This window comes from Pseudomethylobacillus aquaticus (assembly GCF_003730115.1).
In the GTDB taxonomy this organism is placed as follows: domain Bacteria; phylum Pseudomonadota; class Gammaproteobacteria; order Burkholderiales; family Methylophilaceae; genus Pseudomethylobacillus; species Pseudomethylobacillus aquaticus.
The window spans coordinates 626,718-646,566 of record NZ_RJVP01000001.1 but is presented as its reverse complement, the minus strand read 5'-3'; the positions used below and the strand labels follow the sequence as shown (position 1 = coordinate 646,566).

17 protein-coding genes are annotated in these 19,849 nt (G+C 54.7%); 13 read left to right on the top strand and 4 right to left on the bottom strand.

Annotation, left to right across the window (positions count from 1 at the left end; genetic code table 11):
- Window positions 1–21 precede the first annotated feature (21 nt).
- The 3 genes from ED236_RS03035 (at window position 22) to ED236_RS03025 (ending at window position 2,455) form a co-directional block, all read left to right on the top strand.
- Window positions 22–618, top strand: coding sequence for a hypothetical protein (locus ED236_RS03035; RefSeq protein WP_148042239.1), 597 nt, complete (start codon window positions 22–24; stop codon window positions 616–618).
- 64 nt (window positions 619–682) lie between these two features.
- Complete coding sequence (locus tag ED236_RS03030) at window positions 683–1,534, top strand: SMP-30/gluconolactonase/LRE family protein (RefSeq protein ID WP_123236431.1); 852 nt, start codon at window positions 683–685, stop codon at window positions 1,532–1,534.
- 204 nt (window positions 1,535–1,738) lie between these two features.
- The gene (locus ED236_RS03025; RefSeq protein WP_148042238.1) at window positions 1,739–2,455 is read left to right on the top strand and encodes a hypothetical protein; all 717 of its coding nucleotides are present in this window, start codon (window positions 1,739–1,741) and stop codon (window positions 2,453–2,455) included.
- Between the two features lie 275 nt (window positions 2,456–2,730).
- Here ED236_RS03025 and ED236_RS03020 read toward each other — a convergent pair whose 3' ends face one another.
- Both ED236_RS03020 and serB read right to left on the bottom strand, forming a co-directional pair.
- Complete coding sequence (locus ED236_RS03020; RefSeq protein WP_123236429.1) at window positions 2,731–3,279, bottom strand: peptidylprolyl isomerase; 549 nt, start codon at window positions 3,277–3,279, stop codon at window positions 2,731–2,733.
- 72 nt (window positions 3,280–3,351) lie between these two features.
- A complete protein-coding gene (serB, locus tag ED236_RS03015) occupies window positions 3,352–4,191 on the bottom strand; it encodes a phosphoserine phosphatase SerB (RefSeq protein ID WP_123236428.1) in 840 nt (279 codons plus the stop codon).
- Between the two features lie 140 nt (window positions 4,192–4,331).
- Here serB and sucC point away from each other — a divergent pair, with 140 nt between their 5' ends.
- From sucC to ED236_RS02975, 8 genes are all read left to right on the top strand, one after another.
- Window positions 4,332–5,495: an ADP-forming succinate--CoA ligase subunit beta gene (gene sucC / locus ED236_RS03010; RefSeq protein ID WP_123236427.1), complete on the top strand. Its 1,164-nt coding sequence runs from the start codon at window positions 4,332–4,334 to the stop codon at window positions 5,493–5,495.
- Window position 5,496: 1 nt separating this feature from the next.
- Window positions 5,497–6,381, top strand: a complete 885-nt coding sequence (gene sucD / locus ED236_RS03005) for a succinate--CoA ligase subunit alpha (protein WP_123236426.1) — start codon at window positions 5,497–5,499, stop codon at window positions 6,379–6,381.
- A 43-nt stretch (window positions 6,382–6,424) separates the two neighbouring features.
- A complete protein-coding gene (locus ED236_RS03000; protein ID WP_240032002.1) occupies window positions 6,425–7,486 on the top strand; it encodes an ankyrin repeat domain-containing protein in 1,062 nt (353 codons plus the stop codon).
- A 70-nt stretch (window positions 7,487–7,556) separates the two neighbouring features.
- Window positions 7,557–9,161, top strand: coding sequence for an NAD+ synthase (locus ED236_RS02995; RefSeq protein ID WP_123236608.1), 1,605 nt, complete (start codon window positions 7,557–7,559; stop codon window positions 9,159–9,161).
- Between the two features lie 40 nt (window positions 9,162–9,201).
- A complete protein-coding gene (locus ED236_RS02990; RefSeq protein WP_123236425.1) occupies window positions 9,202–9,540 on the top strand; it encodes a P-II family nitrogen regulator in 339 nt (112 codons plus the stop codon).
- Between the two features lie 26 nt (window positions 9,541–9,566).
- The gene (locus tag ED236_RS02985; protein ID WP_123236424.1) at window positions 9,567–9,911 is read left to right on the top strand and encodes a DMT family protein; all 345 of its coding nucleotides are present in this window, start codon (window positions 9,567–9,569) and stop codon (window positions 9,909–9,911) included.
- 1 nt (window position 9,912) lies between these two features.
- The gene (locus ED236_RS02980) at window positions 9,913–10,290 is read left to right on the top strand and encodes a VOC family protein (RefSeq protein WP_123236423.1); all 378 of its coding nucleotides are present in this window, start codon (window positions 9,913–9,915) and stop codon (window positions 10,288–10,290) included.
- A gap of 125 nt (window positions 10,291–10,415) precedes the next feature.
- Window positions 10,416–11,030, top strand: coding sequence for a hypothetical protein (locus ED236_RS02975; protein ID WP_123236422.1), 615 nt, complete (start codon window positions 10,416–10,418; stop codon window positions 11,028–11,030).
- Window positions 11,031–11,116: 86 nt separating this feature from the next.
- Here ED236_RS02975 and ED236_RS02970 read toward each other — a convergent pair whose 3' ends face one another.
- Together ED236_RS02970 and ED236_RS02965 are read right to left on the bottom strand one after the other, a co-directional pair.
- Window positions 11,117–12,838: a cation acetate symporter gene (locus tag ED236_RS02970; protein WP_240032001.1), complete on the bottom strand. Its 1,722-nt coding sequence runs from the start codon at window positions 12,836–12,838 to the stop codon at window positions 11,117–11,119.
- Window positions 12,835–13,131, bottom strand: a complete 297-nt coding sequence (locus ED236_RS02965) for a DUF485 domain-containing protein (RefSeq protein ID WP_205125626.1) — start codon at window positions 13,129–13,131, stop codon at window positions 12,835–12,837. The genes ED236_RS02970 and ED236_RS02965 overlap by 4 nt, the downstream gene beginning before the upstream one ends.
- 598 nt (window positions 13,132–13,729) lie before the next feature.
- On the opposite strand from ED236_RS02965, the gene ED236_RS02960 reads away from it, so the two are divergent.
- Window positions 13,730–14,656: a TolB family protein gene (locus tag ED236_RS02960; RefSeq protein WP_123236420.1), complete on the top strand. Its 927-nt coding sequence runs from the start codon at window positions 13,730–13,732 to the stop codon at window positions 14,654–14,656.
- A gap of 753 nt (window positions 14,657–15,409) precedes the next feature.
- Window positions 15,410–19,804, top strand: a complete 4,395-nt coding sequence (locus ED236_RS02955; RefSeq protein WP_123236419.1) for a beta strand repeat-containing protein — start codon at window positions 15,410–15,412, stop codon at window positions 19,802–19,804.
- Window positions 19,805–19,849: the final 45 nt, after the last annotated feature.

Here is a 19,849-nt window from a genome sequence, read left to right as displayed (position 1 = left end):
AATGCAGGAATGGAGAGAGACATGAACAGACACGGCTTGCTTGGATTGTTGAGCATCACATTGGGGCTTGCCATGGCGCCGTCGGCGCAGGCCGCCGACAGTAATGACATGCTGGTCTACATCAGCCCCAAGGAGTTCACGCACAGCTATCGTCTGAGTGAATATTACAACCGCGACTTCTGGTACAGCCAGGCCACGTATGTCGAGCCGCTGGCCAAAGAGAAGTTCGGCAAGGAATTCGGCAGCGTGGGCATGTGCCGCGGCCTGGAAACGGGCAAGACCCTGGTCTGGCTCAAGCCCAGCATGTTCTATAACCCACTGATGCGCGTGTTCTACAGCCGTGTGACCGCGAACGTGTATGCCTCCGATGGTCAGCCACTGGCCACCTTTGTGAGCCGCGCGGAACAACCCGGCTTCCTGGGCTACGCACCGCAGCGTAATATCGACACAGCCTACAGCGAAGCGATGGAGGGTCTGGTCAAGATGATCAAGGCAGACAGCAAAGTGCAGGCCGCGCTGAGTACCCCTCTGGCAGCAGAAGCACCCAAAGCACCATGCGCTAATATCGCCCTGATCACACCGATCGCGGCTCCCTTCGCGCTCGATCTGCAATACTGAGTCTGGACACGGGCCTTAGCAGCAGATAGCCTGACAGTCCGAACGGTATCGAATGGAGTCCTTTATGGTAAACCTGTGGCGTTGCAGTCCTGTATTCGCAGCATTGTTGATGGTGGCTTGCGCACCGGCAGAAAGCACCGGGCCTAGCAAGATAAGTGGGCTCAAAACACCTGAATCGGTGGTGGCTGCGGCCGATGGTCGCGTGTTTGTATCTGAAATAAACGGCTTCGACAAGAATGGCGATGGCCAGATCAGCGTGATCAGCCCGAATGGCAAGCTCAGTGTGTTTGCGACCGGCATGGACGACCCCAAAGGGCTCGCCATGATAGCTGATGACCTGTATGTGGCTGACAAGACCCGCGTGCTGAAGGTGGCACCGGATGGTAGCTGGACAGTGTTCGCCGACACGCTGGATTTCCCGCGTACGCCGCAGTTCCTCAATGATCTGGAGCCCGACCCGCAGGGTAATCTGTATGTCAGCGACAGCGGGGATCTCAGCAAGGGCGGTGCCATTTACAAGATCAACCCGGCCGGTGAGGTCAGCCTTATCATCGATGCCGAGCGTGATGCGCGCATCCTAGCCCCCAACGGCCTGCTCATGGACGATACCGGTACGGTGATGTTGCAGGTGGATTTCGCAACGGGCGTGCTGTATCGGCTGGATATCAACACCGGTGACATGGTCGATATCGCGGAAGGGTTTGGTGGCGGGGACGGCCTGGTACATACCGCGACCGGCGATATGTATGTCAGCGACTGGAAGAATGGCAAGGTGTTCAAGGTGGACACCGCGGGTGAGGTGCATCTGATCAAGGACGGCTTCCAGGCCTCGGCCGACATCGCCTTGTCAGCCGACGGCAAGCATCTTTTGGTGCCGGACATGAAAGCGGGCGAGCTGATCTGGTTGCCTATCTAGGTATCTATCTTTGAATCGAGGCTGCCCTCTTTGAAGCTTGAAAGCCACGCACCGCGTGGCTTTTTTATTTTATTTTTTAGATGGATGTGAAGTTTAGGGCGGTAATCTCAGAACATGGCGTTGCAATGCTGCACAAGTCTATGAACTGTATGGAAATGTATGCTAGATTAGCGCTAGCTATAATTTCACGGGGGTGGGGTAGCGATGAATCAGCCTGTCAGCAAGCGCAGAAGTCCAACGGCGCCATCGATCGGATTGGACGAGGCCATCAACCGCGCGTTGATGATCTACGATAACGAGCGCTGTTATCCGGCGCCCATGAATGCGGTCACACAACACATCGGTTTCAAAGCGGTACTCAATAATCCGGCTGCGTTTGCACTGATCACGGCCATGAGCCATTATGGCCTGGTCGAGTCGCCTGAAGAAGGCATGCTGGCGGTGAGCCGCGAGCTGGAGCTATACAAGAACAGCCACAACGAGCAGGGCCGCCAGCAATTGCTGCTGAAATGGCTGAAGACACCGGCGATCTTTGCCGAGCTGCTGGAGAAATACCCGGACAGTCTGCCGTCCCGCACTACACTCAAATTCGACCTGATCCAGCGCGGTTTCACGCCACCGGGCGCTGATGCCTGCATGCAGGTGTTCCAGAACAACCTCGATTTCGTTAAATATTTTGACTACGTTGCGGCACAGAAACTAGCTGCCCAGTCGGCCATGCAGGATGATACGGCCAGTTATGGTTTTGGTCGCGATGGCGGCAATGGCCGGGGCACCACACGCAGTGCCGGGCAGGCAGATCGCATGCCGATCCGGCTTTCTGGTGGGCGTCGCGCCTGGGTGGAGATCCCCACGCCTTTTTATGCCAGCGACAAAGACCAGTTACTGGCTCAGATCGAGTTGCTGGTCACGGATGACTGACGTCGTTTTTGTCAGCTAAACACTGAAGCTGGTTGATCACGGGTCGCTTGAGAGGGCCCGATTGAATCAGCGTCCAATTGAAAACACCAACGCCGCAATATTGCGGCGTTGGTGTTTTGTCTCACTGATTTATTTTTGTTTCATTCTTTAGGTGTTGCATGCCTTCGGCGCTGGTTCGCACCTGCAGCAGCGCCTTGTCGCGTTTATTTCTCGCGGCTTTGTGGCGTTTATTTGCCGCCGCTTTGAGGCGCTTATTTGCCGCCGCTTTGAGGCGTTTATCTAATAGTGACCTGCTCGATGACGATGGAGCGTACTGGCACATCACCACCGTCAGTGCGTGTCTTGGCGATGCGGTCCACCACGTCCATGCCCTTGGTCACTTTGCCGAACACGGTATAACCCCAGCCACGCTCGGATTTCTCGGTGAAGTTAAGGAAGGTATTGTTAGCCACATTGATGAAGAACTGCGCGCTGGCAGAATGCGGGTCGCCAGTGCGTGCCATGGCGATGGTGCCTATGGTGTTATTGAGACCGTTGTTGGCTTCGTTCTTGATCGGTGCCCTGGTCGGTTTCTCGTTCAGGTCGCTATCCATGCCACCCCCCTGCACCATGAAGCCCGAGATGACACGGTGGAACACGGTGCCGGTGTAGTGGCCATCTTTGGCGTATTGCACAAAATTGGCCACTGTATTGGGGGCTTTATCGCTGTTGAGTTCCAGCACGATCAGGCCTTCGCTGGTCTTGATCTCGGCAATGGGGCCTGCCCATACGTTAAGGCTAAGTGACAGCAGGGCGACTGCGGCCAGTTTGGAATACAAAAGCATTTTATAACTCCTGATTGGTTGAGAGCCTGATTGGTTGAGAGGGCGCACGCAAGTTCAAAGGTGTGCCCGCGCTCAGGCCGGGCTGAACAGATGGATCAAGCCATCCAGTCCGGTATGGTTGAGTGCAAAGCTCGCTTGTTGCTGCACCAGTGGCTTGGCGCGATACGCCACGCCAGCACCGGCCGCGGCCATCATTTTGAGGTCATTGGCGCCATCGCCTATGGCCACCACCTGCTTCTGGGTCAGACCCAATTGCAGGCGCAGGGTTTCCAGCAGATCCGCCTTGGCTTGCGCATCGACGATAGCGCCCAGCAGCTGACCGGTCAGTTTGCCGTCGATGATCTCCAGCTGGTTGGCGTGTGCATAGTCCAGACCGGCCAGTTGTTTGACGCGGTCGGCAAAGAAGTCGAAGCCGCCGGAAACCACCATGGTGCGGATGCCATGCTGTTTGCAGGCCGCGATCCAGTCCAGCGTGCCTGGGCTGAGTTGCAGCCGTTCGTCCAGCACGCGCTGCAGCGCGGAGGCATCCAGGCCAGCCAGCAGGGCGACACGCCGCCGCAGGCTCTCGGCGAAATCCAGCTCGCCACGCATGGCGCTTTCGGTGATGGCCGAGATCTGCGGTTTGAGGCCACACATGTCGGCGATCTCGTCTATGCACTCGATCGTGATCAGCGTGGAATCCATGTCCATCACGGCCAGCCCCAGTTGTGACAGGGTCAGCTCATCCGGCACGAAGGCATGGTCGAGCTGGCGTGGTGTGCACCAGTCCGACACGGCGGCCTGCTGGGTGATGCTTACTGCCAGCACGGCGGCCGTGCTGGTCAACGAGGTGAATGGGGTGTCGCCGAACAATCGACTCAATTCAGTCAGATCATGCTGGGGCAGGCTGGGCCCTTGAACTACGAGACGCATGCAAGACAACTTTGCAAAGACAAAAATGGAATTATACACAGCGTGGAAACTGCCTGGACACCGCATTCGCTGGCGTATTGGCGTATTTTCGGCCAAAATGCAGCATTCAGAAAATCACCTCGAATCCTTCGATTTCCTCTATGAATCTGCACGAATTCCAGTCCAAGCAGCTACTGCAGCAGTATGCGATCCCGGTGCCTCACGGCCAACTGGCGACCTCGGTCGCCAACGCGGTCGGCGCTGCCAACAATATCCCGGGTTCCGCCTGGGTGGTGAAAGCGCAGATCCATGCCGGTGGACGTGGCAAGGCCGGTGGCGTCAAGCTGGTCAAGTCCATCGCCGAGGTTGAAGCTGCCGCCAGCGCGTTGCTGGGCAAGACGCTGGTCACCTACCAGAACGCGCCGGACGGTCAGATCGTGCAGCAACTGCTGGTGGAAGAGACGCTGGACATCCGGCGCGAACTTTATCTTTCCATGCTGGTGGACCGCAGTCTGGAGCGCATCGTGGTGATCGCCTCTGCCGCTGGCGGCATGGACATCGAAGAGATCGCGCAGCATCATCCTGAGCAGATCCTGCAGGAAGTGTGTGACCCGTTCAACGGCCTGGTGGATTATCAGGCGCGCAATCTGGCGTTCGGCCTGGGCCTCGCCAACGAACAGATCGCGCCCTTTGCCAAGTTGCTGAAAGGCTTGTACCAACTGTTCTGCGATAACGACCTCAGCCTGCTCGAGATCAACCCGCTGGTGATCACCGCGAGCGGTGCACTGGTCGCGCTGGATTGCAAGATCAGCGTGGACGACAATGCGCTATACCGTCACAAGGCGCTGGCCGAACAGCGTGACTGGAGTCAGGACGATGCCAAGGAAGCAGTGGCGCATGCGGCTGGCCTCAATTACATCGCCCTCAACGGCAATATCGGTTGCATGGTCAACGGCGCAGGGCTGGCCATGGCCACCATGGACCTGATCAAGCTGCACGGCGGCGCCCCCGCCAATTTCCTGGATGTAGGCGGTGGTGCTACCGCGCAGACCGTCACCAAGGCGTTCAAGATCATTCTGGCCGATGCCAACGTCAAGGCGATCCTGGTGAACATCTTCGGCGGCATCATGCGCTGCGACATCATCGCCGAAGGCATCATCGCGGCTGTGCGCGAGGTGGGTATCCAGATCCCGGTGGTGGTGCGCCTCGAAGGCACCAATGTGGAGTTAGGCCGTCAGATGCTGCGCGATAGCGGTTTGTCGATTATTTCTGCGGCCGGCCTGACCGATGCCGCCCAGCAGGCGGTTGCTGCAACAAAGGTTTGATATGGCGATACTCGTTGATAAAAACACCAAAGTCCTGTGCCAGGGCTTCACCGGCAAGCAGGGCACTTTCCATTCCGAACAGGCGCTGGCCTATGGCACGCAGATGGTCGGCGGTGTCACCCCGGGCAAGGGGGGGCAGCTGCACCTGGGTTTGCCGGTGTTCAACACCATGCGTGAAGCGGTGCGCAGCACGCAGGCTAATGCTTCCGTGATCTATGTGCCGCCAGCTTATGCAGCGGATTCCATCCTGGAAGCCTGTGATGCGGGCATTCCACTCATCATCTGCATCACCGAAGGCATCCCGGTGCTGGACATGCTCAACGTCAAGGCGGCACTCAAGGCCAATGGTGCACGTCTGGTGGGGCCGAATTGCCCAGGGGTGATCACGCCGGACGAATGCAAGATCGGCATCATGCCGGGCAGCATCCATCTGCGTGGCAAGGTCGGCATCGTGTCGCGTTCCGGTACGCTGACCTATGAGGCCGTACACCAAACGACGGCGCTCGGTTTGGGTCAATCCACGTGCGTCGGTATCGGTGGTGACCCCATCCGTGGCATGAACTTCATCGATTGTCTGGAATTGTTCGAAGCGGATGCTGAAACTGAAGCCATCATCATGGTAGGCGAGATCGGTGGCAGTGACGAAGAAGCTGCTGCCGACTACATCAAGCACCATGTCAGCAAGCCGGTGGCTGGCTATATCGCCGGGCAGACCGCACCCAAAGGCAAGCGCATGGGCCATGCAGGTGCGATCATCTCGGGGAGTAGTGGCCGTGCTGAAGACAAGATGCAGGCGCTGGAGCAAGCCGGTGTGGTGGTCGCCAGTTCGCCTGCTGGTCTGGGTGAGGCAGTAAAGCAGGCGATACACGCCAAATCGCAAGTCTGACTTGCAGCTATGAACAGCCGACAACGGGATTGAGCGTACACACATGAACAGGGCAGGCAACATGGGCAAGCAAAACAAGCCAAACCAGCCAGGCAAGCCAGGCAAGCCAGAGCTAAGCAAGCCAGAGCTAGGCAAACTCGGCAAACTGGGCAGGGCGATCAGCAGCAGCATACTGACAAGCGCGGTGGCGTTGTGTCTGGTGTGGTCGCCGCTGAGTTTTGCCGAAGACAAGATCCCCTATCTGCTCACAGTGGCCTCTCAGGGCGATCTGGATACCTTGAAAGCCATGCTGGATAGTGGAGCAAACATCAATGTACGTGATGCCGACGGCATCACCGCGCTGATGTACGCCGCCCGCAAGGATCAGGTGAAAGCCGTGCAGCTTCTGCTCAGCAAGGGCGCTGATATCAATGCCGTTGACAGTGGCGGCTGGAGCGCACTGATGTTCGCCGCCAAAAAGAATCACATCGCCACCATCAAGCTGCTGCTTGAAAAGGGGGCAGATGCCAAGCTGCGTGACCCGGACGGCTGGAGTGCACTGGGCATGGCCGCCACCTCCGGTTTTCATGAGGCGGTGGATGCGCTGATCAAGCATGGTCTGGATGCCAACGCACGCAGTGATGATGGCAAGACCATCTTGATGTTCGCTGCCAAGAATGGCGACCTCGCCACGCTCAAGACCCTGATTGCCAATGGCGCCAACCCGGCCTTGCGTGACCGCCAGGGTGCGACGGCACTGATGTATGCGGCGCGCGCTGGCAATACCGACGCCATGGCCTTGCTGATGGATAACGGTGCCAGCGTCAAGGATTCCGACAGCTCGAAATGGACTGCACTGACCTGGGCTTTGCAGAAAAAAGAGGTGTCTGCCAGCACCTTGCTCATCGCCAGAGGGGCTGATGTCAACCACCGTGACGAAGCAGGCACGCCCATGCTGCATTATGCCGTCATTGAAGGCTCCACCGAGCTGGTGCGCCTGTTGCTGCAGAGCGGTGCCAATGTCAAAACCAAGGATCAATATGGCCTGACCGCGCTGGTGTATGCGCTCAAGGGCAAAGATGCCGAGATGGTCCGCATGATCAGGGATGCCGGTGGTAGCTATTAGCGATCTTAACAGCCAGACTGCAGCCCCGGAGCAGGCTGCGCCACTCTCCCAAGCCACGCAGCCGCTTGCCATGCAGCTTGCCATCGCACAAATCAATTGCACCGTTGCTGATCTAAGCGGCAATACTGACAAGATCATCGCCTGCGCGCGCCGCGCGCAACACATGGGCGCCAGCCTGCTGCTGACCCCCGAACTGGCCATCAGTGGCTACCCTCCGGAAGACTTGCTGCTCCGAGATGATTTTCTTACCGCCTGTGCTGCGGCCCTGGCCAGGCTCGCCGCTGCCGTGCCGGAGATGACACTGCTGGTCGGCCACCCGGCACGTGATAACGGCCTGTGCTACAACGCGGCTTCGGTCCTGCAGGGGGGCGAGATCGTCGCCACCTACTACAAACAGGTGTTGCCTAACCACAGCGTGTTCGATGAAGAGCGTTACTTCGCCAAGGGCGATGCGCCGCTGGTGTTCACGCATGCAGGCGTGCGCTGTGGGGTGCTGATCTGCGCTGACGTGTGGGAAACTGGACCGGCACGTCTGGCCAAACAGGCGGGTGCGCAATTGTTGCTGGCCTTGAACGCATCCCCCTACCATCAGGACAAGCAGGTCACCCGCCATGAAGTGCTGGCGCAACGCGTGCAGGAGACCGGCCTTGCCGTGGTTTACGCCAATATGGTGGGCGGGCAGGACGAGCTGGTGTTCGATGGCGCCTCGTTCGTGCTGGACCGCAGCGGCGAGCTGATGCAGCAATTGCCGGAATACGAAGAAGCCGTTGCGCTGGTGCGTTTGCAACAGGCTGACCCGTTGCCGGGCGAGATCGGTCCGCTGTTACCTTTGCCTGCCTCGGTGTACCGCGCCTTGTGCCTGGGGCTGCATGACTATGTCAGCAAGAACGGCTTCCCCGGTGTGGTGCTGGGCTTGTCTGGCGGCATAGACTCGGCCCTCACCCTGGCCATCGCCGTGGATGCGCTGGGTGCAGACAAGGTACGCGTGGTGATGATGCCCTCCGAGTTCACTGCCGATATCAGCATCAGCGATGCGCGGGAGATGGCGCAGATCCTGGGCGTGCAATACAGCGAGATGGCGATCAAGCCCTTGTTCGAGCTGTTCCGCGCCACGCTGGCCGAGGAATTCGCCGGGCGTCCGTTCGATGCCACCGAAGAGAACCTGCAGGCGCGCATCCGTGGCATGCTGCTGATGGCGCTGTCCAACAAGTTCGGCAGCATTGTGCTGACGACCGGCAACAAGAGCGAGATGGCAGTGGGCTATTCCACGCTATACGGCGATATGGCCGGTGGTTTTTCGCTGCTCAAGGATGTGCCCAAGACGCTGGTCTATCAACTGGCCGATTACCGCAACCAGATCGCCCCGGTGATCCCCACGCGCATCATCACGCGGCCACCATCGGCCGAACTGCGTCCGGATCAGACCGACCAGGACAGCCTGCCGCCCTACGAGGTGCTGGACGCCATCATGGAAGCCTATGTGGAAGACGATAGCAGCCGTGCCGAGATCCGCGCGCAGGGGTTCCGCGAGCAGGACATCGCGCGCGTGACCGGGCTCATAGACCGCAATGAATACAAGCGCCGTCAGGCCCCGGTGGGCGTGCGCATCACGCATCGCGGGTTTGGCAAGGACAGGCGTTATCCGATAACATACAAGCATCACTTTGCCGATTAACACCGGCTGACGTCTTACAATAATCCTAGGGGGACCGTAAATGAAAAAGATTGAAGCAGTCATCAAGCCGTTCAAGCTCGACGAAGTGCGTGAGGCTTTGTCCGAGATCGGCGTCAACGGCCTGACCGTGACTGAAGTGAAGGGCTTTGGCCGCCAGAAAGGCCACACCGAGTTGTACCGTGGTGCTGAATACGTGGTCGATTTTCTGCCCAAGATCAAGGTCGAGCTGGTGGTTGCAGACAGCCTGGTGGAAAGCGCCATGGAAGCCATCATCAAAGCCGCACGCACCGGCAAGATCGGCGACGGCAAGATCTTCGTTTCTTCCATCGAGCAAGTGGTGCGCATCCGTACCGGCGAAACCGGCGAGCAAGCCGTTTAAGCGTCATGCAACCATGAGAACGTAATATGCCGGCAGTGGCCAAGACCATCCTGTTATTGACCATTGCCAACGTCTTCATGACGTTCGCCTGGTACGCGCACCTCAAGAATCTCAACGACAAACCCTGGATCATCGCGGCGCTCGCGAGCTGGGGCATCGCTTCCATCGAGTACCTGTTCCAGGTGCCCGCCAACCGTATCGGTTTCACCGTGCTGTCACTGGCGCAACTCAAGATCCTGCAGGAAGTCATCACCCTGCTGGTGTTCGTGCCGTTCGCGCTGTTCTATATGCAGCAGCCGATCAAGCTCGATTTTCTGTGGGCGGGTCTGTGCCTGATGGGCGCGGTTTATTTTATTTTCAGGACTGCATGAAATGAAGATCGCCATCGACCGCATGCTGCACGCCGGCCTTATCATCGCCGACCTGCAACGTGCACGTGATTTCTACGAAGGATTACTGGGCCTGACCCCGAATCCGGCACGGCCGGATTTTGGCTTTGCAGGTGTCTGGTATGACATAGGTGCCAACCAGATCCACCTGATGGTGGTGCCAGACCCTTACAAGGACGTGACCTTGCCTGCGCATGGTGGACGTGACCATCATCTGGCCTTCGCTGTGCGCGATGTCATGCCTATCAAGGCCGCGCTGGATGAAGCTGGCATCGCTTACACCATGAGCATGTCGGGACGTGCTGCGGTGTTCTGCCGCGACCCGGACGGGAATGCGCTGGAGTTCTCGCAGATCGCCTGATATTGTGTTTGTTCCCCGCATCACGCGGCGTGCTTGTGCAGTGATGAAGTGCTTGAAGATGTTCAGAATAAACAGGTGTTCCTGTTCAGACATGCTGTGAAAGCATACAAGTCCGGAGGTGTGAGATGCGTCGTCAGCTGATACCCGTGGTCATCAAGTCAGTATTCCCTGAGTTTTCATTTCCCGGTATCGCCTTACTTTTCCCGGTGATTCTTGTTTCTATCAGCGCAGTGCCAGCGCTGGCGGCAGACTTTTTCGAGGGCCAGCCGCCGTTGCACATCGCCAGGCTGGAGAGCTGTCAGGTCGGTCAGCGCGTCATCACGCCGGGCGGAAAACCCGCCACGGTGACCGCCGTTCAAGGCTCAGGCTGCAAGGTCAGGAAGGACGACGTGAGCTATGAAGACACCTATTCTGCCTTCATGCTGGATGTGGTAGCCGGCAGCGGCCATGCATCAGTCGAACCTGTGAGCGCTCAAGCAGTGACCACAGGGAAATATCAATGCTATTTCCTGATCGGCAGCACGCTCAATTACTCCCTAGTCGATGTCAACATCCTCAGCGCTGGCCGTTATGCGGACAAATATGGCAACAAAGGCAAGTACCGTCAGAATGGCAAGGACATCGTGTTCGAATCCGGCACCTTTGAAAAACACCGTGCCTATACCATGAACGGCAACATCATGTTGAGTTCTCCCACCGGCTCCAACTACATGAGCTGCAGCAAGCAGCGCGGAAGCTAATAAGCAGTAAGTTGTCAGTAGTGCGCCGCCAGTAGTGCGACCTTAGCCCGCCGCAACAGCGCGTCGCCATCCCCATGCTGGCAAGCTTAATGGCTGGCGGCTTCTGCGCCTATGCCGGTCTGACTGCGCACGAACTGTGCTTCGAAGCGTGAGCGTTCCAGTTTGGCTTGCGCAGAGCGGTCGGTCACCGAAAACAGCCAGATGCCGGCAAACGCCAGGCTCACACTGAACAGCGCCGGGTTGGAGTAGGGCACCAGCGGCGTTTCCATCCCCAGCACCTGCACCCACACCGCAGGGCCCAGTATCACCATCACCACGGCCACCACCAGCCCCAGCGAGCCGCCTGCTACCGCGCCACGTGTGGTCATATTGCGCCAGAACATGGACATGATCAGTACCGGGAAGGTGGCGGAGGCGGCGATGGTGAATGCCAGGCCCACCATGAAGGCGATGTTCTGACTCTGGAACGCGATGCCCATTAGCACCGCCAACAGCCCTAGTGTGAGCGTGGCGCAGCGCGAAACCAGCATCTCCTGCTGATCACTGGCCTGTGTATTGATGACATTGGCATACAAATCGTGCGAGATTGCGGCGGCACCAGCCAATGTGAGGCCAGCCACCACCGCCAGAATGGTGGCGAAGGCCACCGCCGAGATGAAGCCCAGGAACAGGTCGCCACCCAGCGCATGCGCCAGGTGCACCGCGGGCATATTGTCGCCGCCTATCATGCGGCCATCGGCGCCGAAGTAGGCCGGGTCGCCGAGGATGAAGGCCACCGCCCCCATGCCGATGATGAAGGTCAGAATATAAAAATAGCCGATGAAGCCTGTGGCATAGAACACCGATTTACGCGCCTCGCGTGCGTCTGGCACGGTGAAGAAGCGCATCAGGATGTGCGGCAGCCCGGCGGTACCGAACATCAGCGCGATGCCTAGCGAAATGGCGCTGACCGGGTCGGACAGCATGCCGCCGGTGTACATCACCGCCGCGCCTTTGGGGTGCTGCTGGATAGCCGTGCTGAACAGCTTGTCGAAACTGAAATCGGACAGATACAGCACGCCCAGCGCCATAAAGCTGGCGCCACACAGCAACAGCACGGCCTTGATGATCTGTACCCAGGTAGTGGCCAGCATGCCGCCAAAGGTCACATAGGCGATGATCAGTACGCCCACGATGCTCACCGCCCATTCGAAGCGCAAGCCGAACAAGGTTTGGATCAGCGCCCCCGCGCCTACCATCTGCGCGATCAGGTACAGCATCACCACCGAGATGCCGGCGATGGCCGAGAACACGCGGATGGGGGTCTGCTTGAAGCGGTAGGCGGTCACGTCGGCAAAGGTGAAGCGGCCCAGATTGCGTAGCCGTTCCGACATCAGGAACATCATCACCGGCCAGCCCACCAGAAAGCCGATGGCATAGATCAGGCCGTCATAACCGCGACTGTAGACCAGCGCGGTGATGCCCAGAAAAGAGGCCGCCGACATGAAATCACCAGCCAGTGCCAGCCCGTTCTGCAAGCCGCTGATGCCACCACCTGCCGTGTAGAAATCCTTGGAGGTATGCGTGCGTTTGGCGGCCCAGCGCGTGATGCCGAGCGTGGCCAGCACGAATACGATGAACATCACATGAGCGCTGGAACTTGCCTGGCCGCCGTCTGCGTAAGCGAGGCCGGGAGTCAGGAGGCTCAGCAAGGTGAGCGCTGCACGGCTCTTCGTTAGACCCGATTGCTCAAAGCGCAGCTTCATAAAGTTGAGCTTCATGTAGTTGAGCTTGGCGAGGCTGGTCTTGATGCACAGGCGCGCCATCATGCGTGCACCTGCTCGCGGATGCGCTGCGTGAGTGCGTCGAACTGGCGGTTGGCGGCGTACACATAGATGCCAGTCAACACGAACGCCAGCAGGATGAGGCCGATACCGAGCGGGAAGCCGATGGTGATAGTGTCGCCCCACACGATCTGCTCGAAGAACGCAGGCTGAAAGGCGACCAGCAGGATGAAACCGAAGTAGGCGCTGCACATGATGGCAGACAAGGTCCAGGCCAGTCGGCTGCGGTTTTTGACCAACTGCTGGTATTCCGGCAACTGCTGTATGGCGTCCAACATTGACTGCTGCATGCTTCATCCCCGTCCAGGTGGCAAAATCGCCTCTAGTCCAGATGTTACTGCAGACGGTATGTTGCGCAAATGCTAATCACGAGCCGTGTGAACTGCACCAGGAGTTCCCATTTGCTGGCGGCCAAGTGCTTGCTGCGCCAGGACGGTTATGGCATCGGTCGAAAACAGGTGCAGACCCCCTGATGAAGAAATGAGTATCTAGGCGCTTTACCGCAAGCCCAACACCAGCCAGCGGCATGCCAAACATCCAATTTATCCGCATCAGCTCAGGAATCGGGTGATCAACGGGGTCAGTCCAGTCTGGGCCACCGACATCACCTAATGTGTCTCACTGATTACAGTGGTGGTTGTAATTAACCAGCAGGGGCTGACTGCAACCATAATCCAGCTACTCTAAGAGCCAAAATAAGGTGCCTGAAGTAATCTTTAGTAGCTTTGTGAATATATCAACCCATGTAAACCCACATAAGACGGGCGCTAGCAACTATCGGCACCATCATACGTATTGGTTTGATTTTCTTGGCATAAATGATGCCTCTAATCTTTATAACATGCTGCATATAAGCAACGCTCGGGAGCTACTTCTGTGAGCATCAAAACAAATATTCTCATTCTGTATTGCCTAGTGCTGTTGCTTTCAATGACGGGCTGCAATGCAAAACCCACAGGCATGCAACTAACCGCCAACCCGCTCTCCATCTCCAGTGATGGCCGATATATTCTGTATGGGCTGAACGACAACGGAAACTACTGGGTACAGCGGCACGATGTCGAAACCAGCCAAAATCATCGCTACACACCCGCAGCCGGATTTTCTTGGGATTCTGCTACCTTTGCGCCGGATGATCGCAGCATGGCGATCATCCGGCGTAATCTCAACGCTGCGGCAACTCAGAAAAACTGGTCAGATGGTGCGGAATTGGCGCTGGTCAATGTGGATGGTAGCAATCTCAAACAGCTCACGCATGATGGAGGTATCAAGATATTCCCGACGTTCTCACGTGACGGCAGCAAAATCTACTACTTCCGTGGTTTGCCTAGAACCCGAGGCAAAACTCCGGCCAGCCAATATGATTTATGGGTCTACGATTTAGAGAAGTCAACATCAAGGCAGCTAACTAATGCAGAGTTTTATTCGGTAAACAGTGTTGCAACTTATGATAATGGAGAGCTGTACATCTCTGCGACGCCAAGAAAAAGTAGTATCTACCGAAATGAAAATTCAAGCATAAACGAGTACATACTTCAGGTGTTTGCTGATGGGAAACTGAGAACAATGGGTATAGGTGGATTTTTGCTACAGGCAAAAGACACCAACAAAATTTGCTACGTGCTTGGAGAAAACAATTATTGGTTTGAACAGGAATTGTTTTGTGGATTGAACCAACCACAAAAACTCACCAATCTGGATTTTTGGCAAATAACTGGAATTGCAGCAAGCTCGAACGGCCATTATCTAGCAATGGCCGTTACCAAACGTGAAAGCAAAATGCTCAGCGAGTTAATTCGATAGACTTTGAAGAGCAGTTCAATCAATCGGCTAAACAGTGTCTACAAAGTTAGTGGCGATTCAGGGAGGTAATGGAGATAGCCGTTTTGCTCCAGTGAATAATCTGGATACGAGGGCGTAAGAATTTTTGTGTAAACGGTCATTTGGCAGGAAACTGCCGCTACTTTAGCCTGAACTACGTTAGTTGGGAGCTGCGCAAGATAGACCATGCCGCTACCCGATTGGAAGCCAGCGCTGAGCCGGTTCATCATCCAGTTCGAGAATCGGATGTCTTACCGCTAACCAAAACCCCGTTTACACAAAATTACGGACACCCCCGACGTTATCAACAGATCAATCAACCTATTGCGACCAATCAAGCTAACGGTGTTAGCAAAATGGTGAGCTTTGCGAATGCCTTAAAATTTGTCGGACTTTCATCAGACGGGCTCCACGGAAGTGGGGGTGATTTCAGACGAAAAGCGGGAAAGCCAATTTTAGGATAATCATTCTATGTTTAAATTTTTTGCAGCTTATAGTCTTATTTGTTTAATTGTTGAGGTCATTCTATTTAGTGTTTGGCTATATTTAGATTGCAAGCCAGAGTTAGCCTCGAAATATTGGCTTAACAATTACAACACTAAAAATATTGTTGATTTGAGTTATCGGCAAACATGCCTACTCCGGTTAATTTCATTTACAAAGTGGCTCACGATTACATTCCTGATAATTCATGTGATTGTTTTAGCAAGCAAACTTGTTTAGGGGGAAAGTCGCATGTCTCTGAATATGGAAGCCATAATCTCTTTGTTACAAGTTGAAACTGGTTTAGGAAACATAACGCAAGCAAATGACAATGTTGGAGTGTTGAATAATATTGCGCAAACTCTTGCTGCGGCAGCCGATTTAGCAAGAAATCCAATAGGAGTTATTGCTGCAAACGGCGGCGCTTTATTGGTCACGCTCGGGAAAATTCAAATTGATGCAAAAGAAGGCAAGCTACCCTCAGGAGGTGACTTATTAAGTGCTGCAGGTAACTTGGCTACAATGGGGGCAGCTTTGGGCGTAATAGTTAGTCCTCAAGGTAATGCAGCAAAAGTTTTTGCTTGGACTACAGCAGGTATCGGCGGGTCTCAATTGCTGGCCCCATTATTAGTAAGCGATGCCTCGGCTGAAACATTGGCTGCTGCCCGCGCCAAATTCGGCGATGCTAAAGCAACAACTTCCCCGATCATATTGGACCTCGACGGTGACGGTGTAGAAACCAAAGCAGTCAACCAAGGCACCTGGTTTGACCATGATGGTAATGGTTTTGCCGAAAGCACAGGCTGGGTAGGCAAAGATGATGGATTGCTGGTGCGCGATGTGGATGGAAGTGGTTACATCGACACTGGCCGTGAGCTGTTTGGCAACAACACCCTGCTAAGTAATGGTCAACTCGCCGCGAATGGTTTTGAAGCGCTGAAAGATTTAGATGCTGTTGCTAACGGCGGTAATGCCGACGGTAAGCTAGATAGTGGTGATGTGGCTTGGGCCAGCCTTCAGGTATGGAAAGACGCGAATGGAGACGGCTACCACAGTGATGGCGAGGTGATATCACTTGAGGAAGCTGGTGTGCAAAGCATCAATCTCAGCTACGCAAATTCCACCGCCATCGATGTCAATGGTAATGCGCATAAACAGCTGGGCAGTTTTACCAGGGCCGATGGCAGCACTGGTCATGCCACGGACGTGTGGTTTGGTGTCGACAAAATGAACGCCATCGCAGAAGACTGGGTTGAGGTCTCGCCTGAAGTGGCCTCATTGCCTTATTTGCGCGGTTACGGACAGCTGCACGATTTACATCAGGCCATCATGCGCGACAGCAGTGGTGAATTAAAAGCTTTAGTTGAAGCGTTTGCCGACCCTGCAAAAAGCCAGTTGCGCAATGAGGTGTTCACGGAATTGCTCTACAAATGGGCTGGTGTGGATGACATCGCCGCCTCAAGCAGAGGCCCCAATATTGATGCTAGGCAATTAGTTTTTATGGAGAAATTGTTTGGCGAGCAATTTGTGCAAGGCGCAGGTAATGGGGCTGGCGGGGTTAACCCGGCCACTAATTCAGCAGGGTTGTTAAGGTCGGCATTTAACGATGTTTTCAACTACTTTTCATCGTTGATGTTACTGCAAACACACTTGAAAGATGTCGTGGCGGTAATTAATTATGATTTTGAGTCTACTGAAATAGACTTTGATTTCACAGATGTTTTTGAACTTATGAATCAATCTATTGCTGCTAATCAAGCTAAGGGCGTCAGCAATATGGTGGATTTTGCGAATGCCTTAAAATTTGTCGGACTTTCAGATGAATATACTACGGTAAAAGATTATTTCGTGTTGCAAGACCCTGCCTTTGAGGGGTACTTCTCAGGAAATAGCAAAGCGATAGTGTTGAACGACGATGGTGGAATAATTCAGTTCACTGGTGGTTACAACCACTTGGTCTCCGGCATGGATGAGGCCGACATGGTCCGGCTCTACAACATGGGTGGAAGTGCTGTAAATCTCGCGCTTGGAAGCGGCGATAACATTGTGACGAATGGCATTTATTCGTCATCATCAAACACCCCGTACAAGGATTTTGGGGGAATAGCGAATATTACGGTGACGACGGGTGCAGGTAACGACGTGCTGCATTTGTTTACAGGCAACCACATTATTAACGCGGGTGATGGTAACGACAACATTAGCTTTGCTAATGGGTTAACCATCGTTGATGCTGGTGAGGGAGCCAACACTATCACTGGCGGCACGGGTGATCACTCGGTTGTAACAGGCGCTGGTAATGATGGCATCACCCTGCAGGCAGGCAATCAGACGGTTCACGCTGGGGAAGGCGATAACAACGTTATCCTGATTGGCACTGGTGCTAGGCTGGTTGAAACCGGTATGGGCATCGATACCGTACGTCTTTACAACATGGCAGGCAGTCCAGTCATCCTGAATCTCGGTAATAGCAACAATACTGTGACGAACGGTATTTACTCGTCAACATCAAATACCCCTTACAAGGATTTTGGAGGAATAGCGAATATTACGGTCACAACCGGTGCAGGTAACGACGTGCTGCATTTGTTTGCAGGCAATCACCTCATCAACGCGGGTGGCGGTGATGACCAAATTACATTTGGTAATGGTTTCACCAGCGTTGATGCTGGTGAAGGAGACAATATTGTTACTGGCGGCACGGGTGATCATGTAGTTCTTGCTGGCGCTGGCGATGATGCGATTACTTTACAAGGCGGGGCTCAGAAGATAGTTGCTGGTAGCGGAAATAACATCATTAAGTTGTATCAGTCAGGAGATCGTCAAATTACTGCTGGTGATGGCGCAGATGCTATTCGTCTCTACAACATGGGTGGAAGTAGTGTAAATCTTGCGCTTGGGAATGGCGATAATACTGTGACGAACGGAATTTACTCATCATCGTCAAGCACACCTCACAAGGATTACGGCGGCTCAGCGAATATTACGGTGACGACTGGTGCAGGCAACGACGTGCTGCACTTGTTTGTAGGCAACCACTTCATCAACGCGGGTGCTGGTAATGACAACATTAGTTTTGGTAATGGCTTAACCAGCGTTGATGCTGGTGAAGGAAGCAATATTGTGACCGGTGGTACGGGTGATCATACAGTTGTAGCTGGCGTTGGCAATGACGCGATTACCCTGCAAGCGGGCAACCAGAGCATTCAAGCTGGGGAGGGGAATAACAATATCACCCTGATTGGTGCTGGTGCCAGACTGATCGAGGCTGGCATGGGTTCCGACACAGTACGTCTGTACAACATGGGTGGAAGTAGTGTAAATCTTGCGCTTGGAAGTGGCGATAATGTTGTGACGAATGGAATCTACTCATCATCGTCAAGTATCCCTTACAAGGATTATGGAGGCTTGGCGAATCTTGCGGTGACGACTGGTGCTGGCAACGACGTGCTGCACTTGTTTGCAGGCAACCACTCCATCAACGCGGGTGCTGGTAATGACAACATTAGCTTTGGTAATGGGATAGCCAATGTCGATGCTGGTGAAGGAAATAACGTTATCACTGGTGGTACAGGTAATCATTCACTTGTAACTGGTGCGGGAAATGATGCGATTACACTGCAAGGTGGAATACAGGCGATAGCAGCAGGTGGTGGAGATAATCAAATCAAGCTGTATGAAGCTGGAGATCGTCAAATTACTGCTGGTGATGGCGCAGATGCTGTCCGTCTCTACAACATGGGTGTAAGCAGTGTGAATCTCGCGCTTGGCGATGGCGATAATACTGTGACGAACGGAATCTACTCATCATCGTCAAGTATACCCCTCAAGGATTATGGCGGCTCGGCGAATATTGCGGTGACAACCGGCGCAGGTAATGATGTACTGCAGTTGTATGCAGGCAACCACATCATCAACGCGGGGGCCGGTGACGACAATATTAGCTTTGGTAATGGGAAGGCTGTTATATACGTTGGTGACGGTAATGACATTGTGACATCTGGCTCTGGAAACAGCTTGTTAATCGGCGCGCGTGGTAACGACACGTTTACAACTGGCAACGGTTTTGACGTGATCAGTTTCAATAAAGGTGACGGGCAGGACATCATCAATGCCTCAGTAGGGGCAGACAACACCCTTAGCCTGGGTGGCAGCATTGATTACAGCGAGCTAAGCTTGAGCAAGGTTGGGTCTAGCTTGATCTTAAAAGTAGGAGATTCAGATCAACTTACATTTAAAGACTGGTACCTGGCTACTTCTAACAAAAGTATAGTGAGTCTGCAAGTGATTACGGACTCTCTAGTCGATTTTGAATTGAGTGGTACAGATGCTCTACGAAATAACAAAGTGGAGATCTTTAATTTTGCCAGCTTAGTCAGTCAATTTGATGCGGATATCGCTACCAATTCCGTAAACGCAACGAACTGGTCGCTAACGGATCAGCGTTTAGTTAATCACCTGCAATCCGGCAGCGACACAGAAGTTGTAGGTGGTGACTTGGCTTATCTGTATGGAATTAACGGGAGTCTAGGCGGCATGGCGGTCAGTCATGTGAACAGCCTGATTAGCGAAAATGCTTTTGGGCAAATCGCTCAATTGATCAACATTTCATCCTTGTGGCAGTCTGAAGAGCTATTTTTCTCGTAATTCAGCAGTAAACGCCGTAGGAAGTAGAGTTTCAGAGTGCGTGAG

Bases quoted from the DNA above. Each gene is read 5' to 3' on its own strand.
- ED236_RS03035 (WP_148042239.1), top strand. From the start codon at position 22: ATGAACAGACACGGCTTGCTTGGATTGTTGAGCATCACATTGGGGCTT.
- ED236_RS03030 (WP_123236431.1), top strand. From the start codon at position 683: ATGGTAAACCTGTGGCGTTGCAGTCCTGTATTCGCAGCATTGTTGATG.
- ED236_RS03025 (WP_148042238.1), top strand. From the start codon at position 1,739: ATGAATCAGCCTGTCAGCAAGCGCAGAAGTCCAACGGCGCCATCGATC.
- ED236_RS03020 (WP_123236429.1), bottom strand. From the start codon at position 3,279: ATGCTTTTGTATTCCAAACTGGCCGCAGTCGCCCTGCTGTCACTTAGC.
- serB (WP_123236428.1), bottom strand. From the start codon at position 4,191: ATGCGTCTCGTAGTTCAAGGGCCCAGCCTGCCCCAGCATGATCTGACT.
- sucC (WP_123236427.1), top strand. From the start codon at position 4,332: ATGAATCTGCACGAATTCCAGTCCAAGCAGCTACTGCAGCAGTATGCG.
- sucD (WP_123236426.1), top strand. From the start codon at position 5,497: ATGGCGATACTCGTTGATAAAAACACCAAAGTCCTGTGCCAGGGCTTC.
- ED236_RS03000 (WP_240032002.1), top strand. From the start codon at position 6,425: ATGAACAGGGCAGGCAACATGGGCAAGCAAAACAAGCCAAACCAGCCA.
- ED236_RS02995 (WP_123236608.1), top strand. From the start codon at position 7,557: ATGCAGCTTGCCATCGCACAAATCAATTGCACCGTTGCTGATCTAAGC.
- ED236_RS02990 (WP_123236425.1), top strand. From the start codon at position 9,202: ATGAAAAAGATTGAAGCAGTCATCAAGCCGTTCAAGCTCGACGAAGTG.
- ED236_RS02985 (WP_123236424.1), top strand. From the start codon at position 9,567: ATGCCGGCAGTGGCCAAGACCATCCTGTTATTGACCATTGCCAACGTC.
- ED236_RS02980 (WP_123236423.1), top strand. From the start codon at position 9,913: ATGAAGATCGCCATCGACCGCATGCTGCACGCCGGCCTTATCATCGCC.
- ED236_RS02975 (WP_123236422.1), top strand. From the start codon at position 10,416: ATGCGTCGTCAGCTGATACCCGTGGTCATCAAGTCAGTATTCCCTGAG.
- ED236_RS02970 (WP_240032001.1), bottom strand. From the start codon at position 12,838: ATGATGGCGCGCCTGTGCATCAAGACCAGCCTCGCCAAGCTCAACTAC.
- ED236_RS02965 (WP_205125626.1), bottom strand. From the start codon at position 13,131: ATGTTGGACGCCATACAGCAGTTGCCGGAATACCAGCAGTTGGTCAAA.
- ED236_RS02955 (WP_123236419.1), top strand. From the start codon at position 15,410: ATGTCTCTGAATATGGAAGCCATAATCTCTTTGTTACAAGTTGAAACT.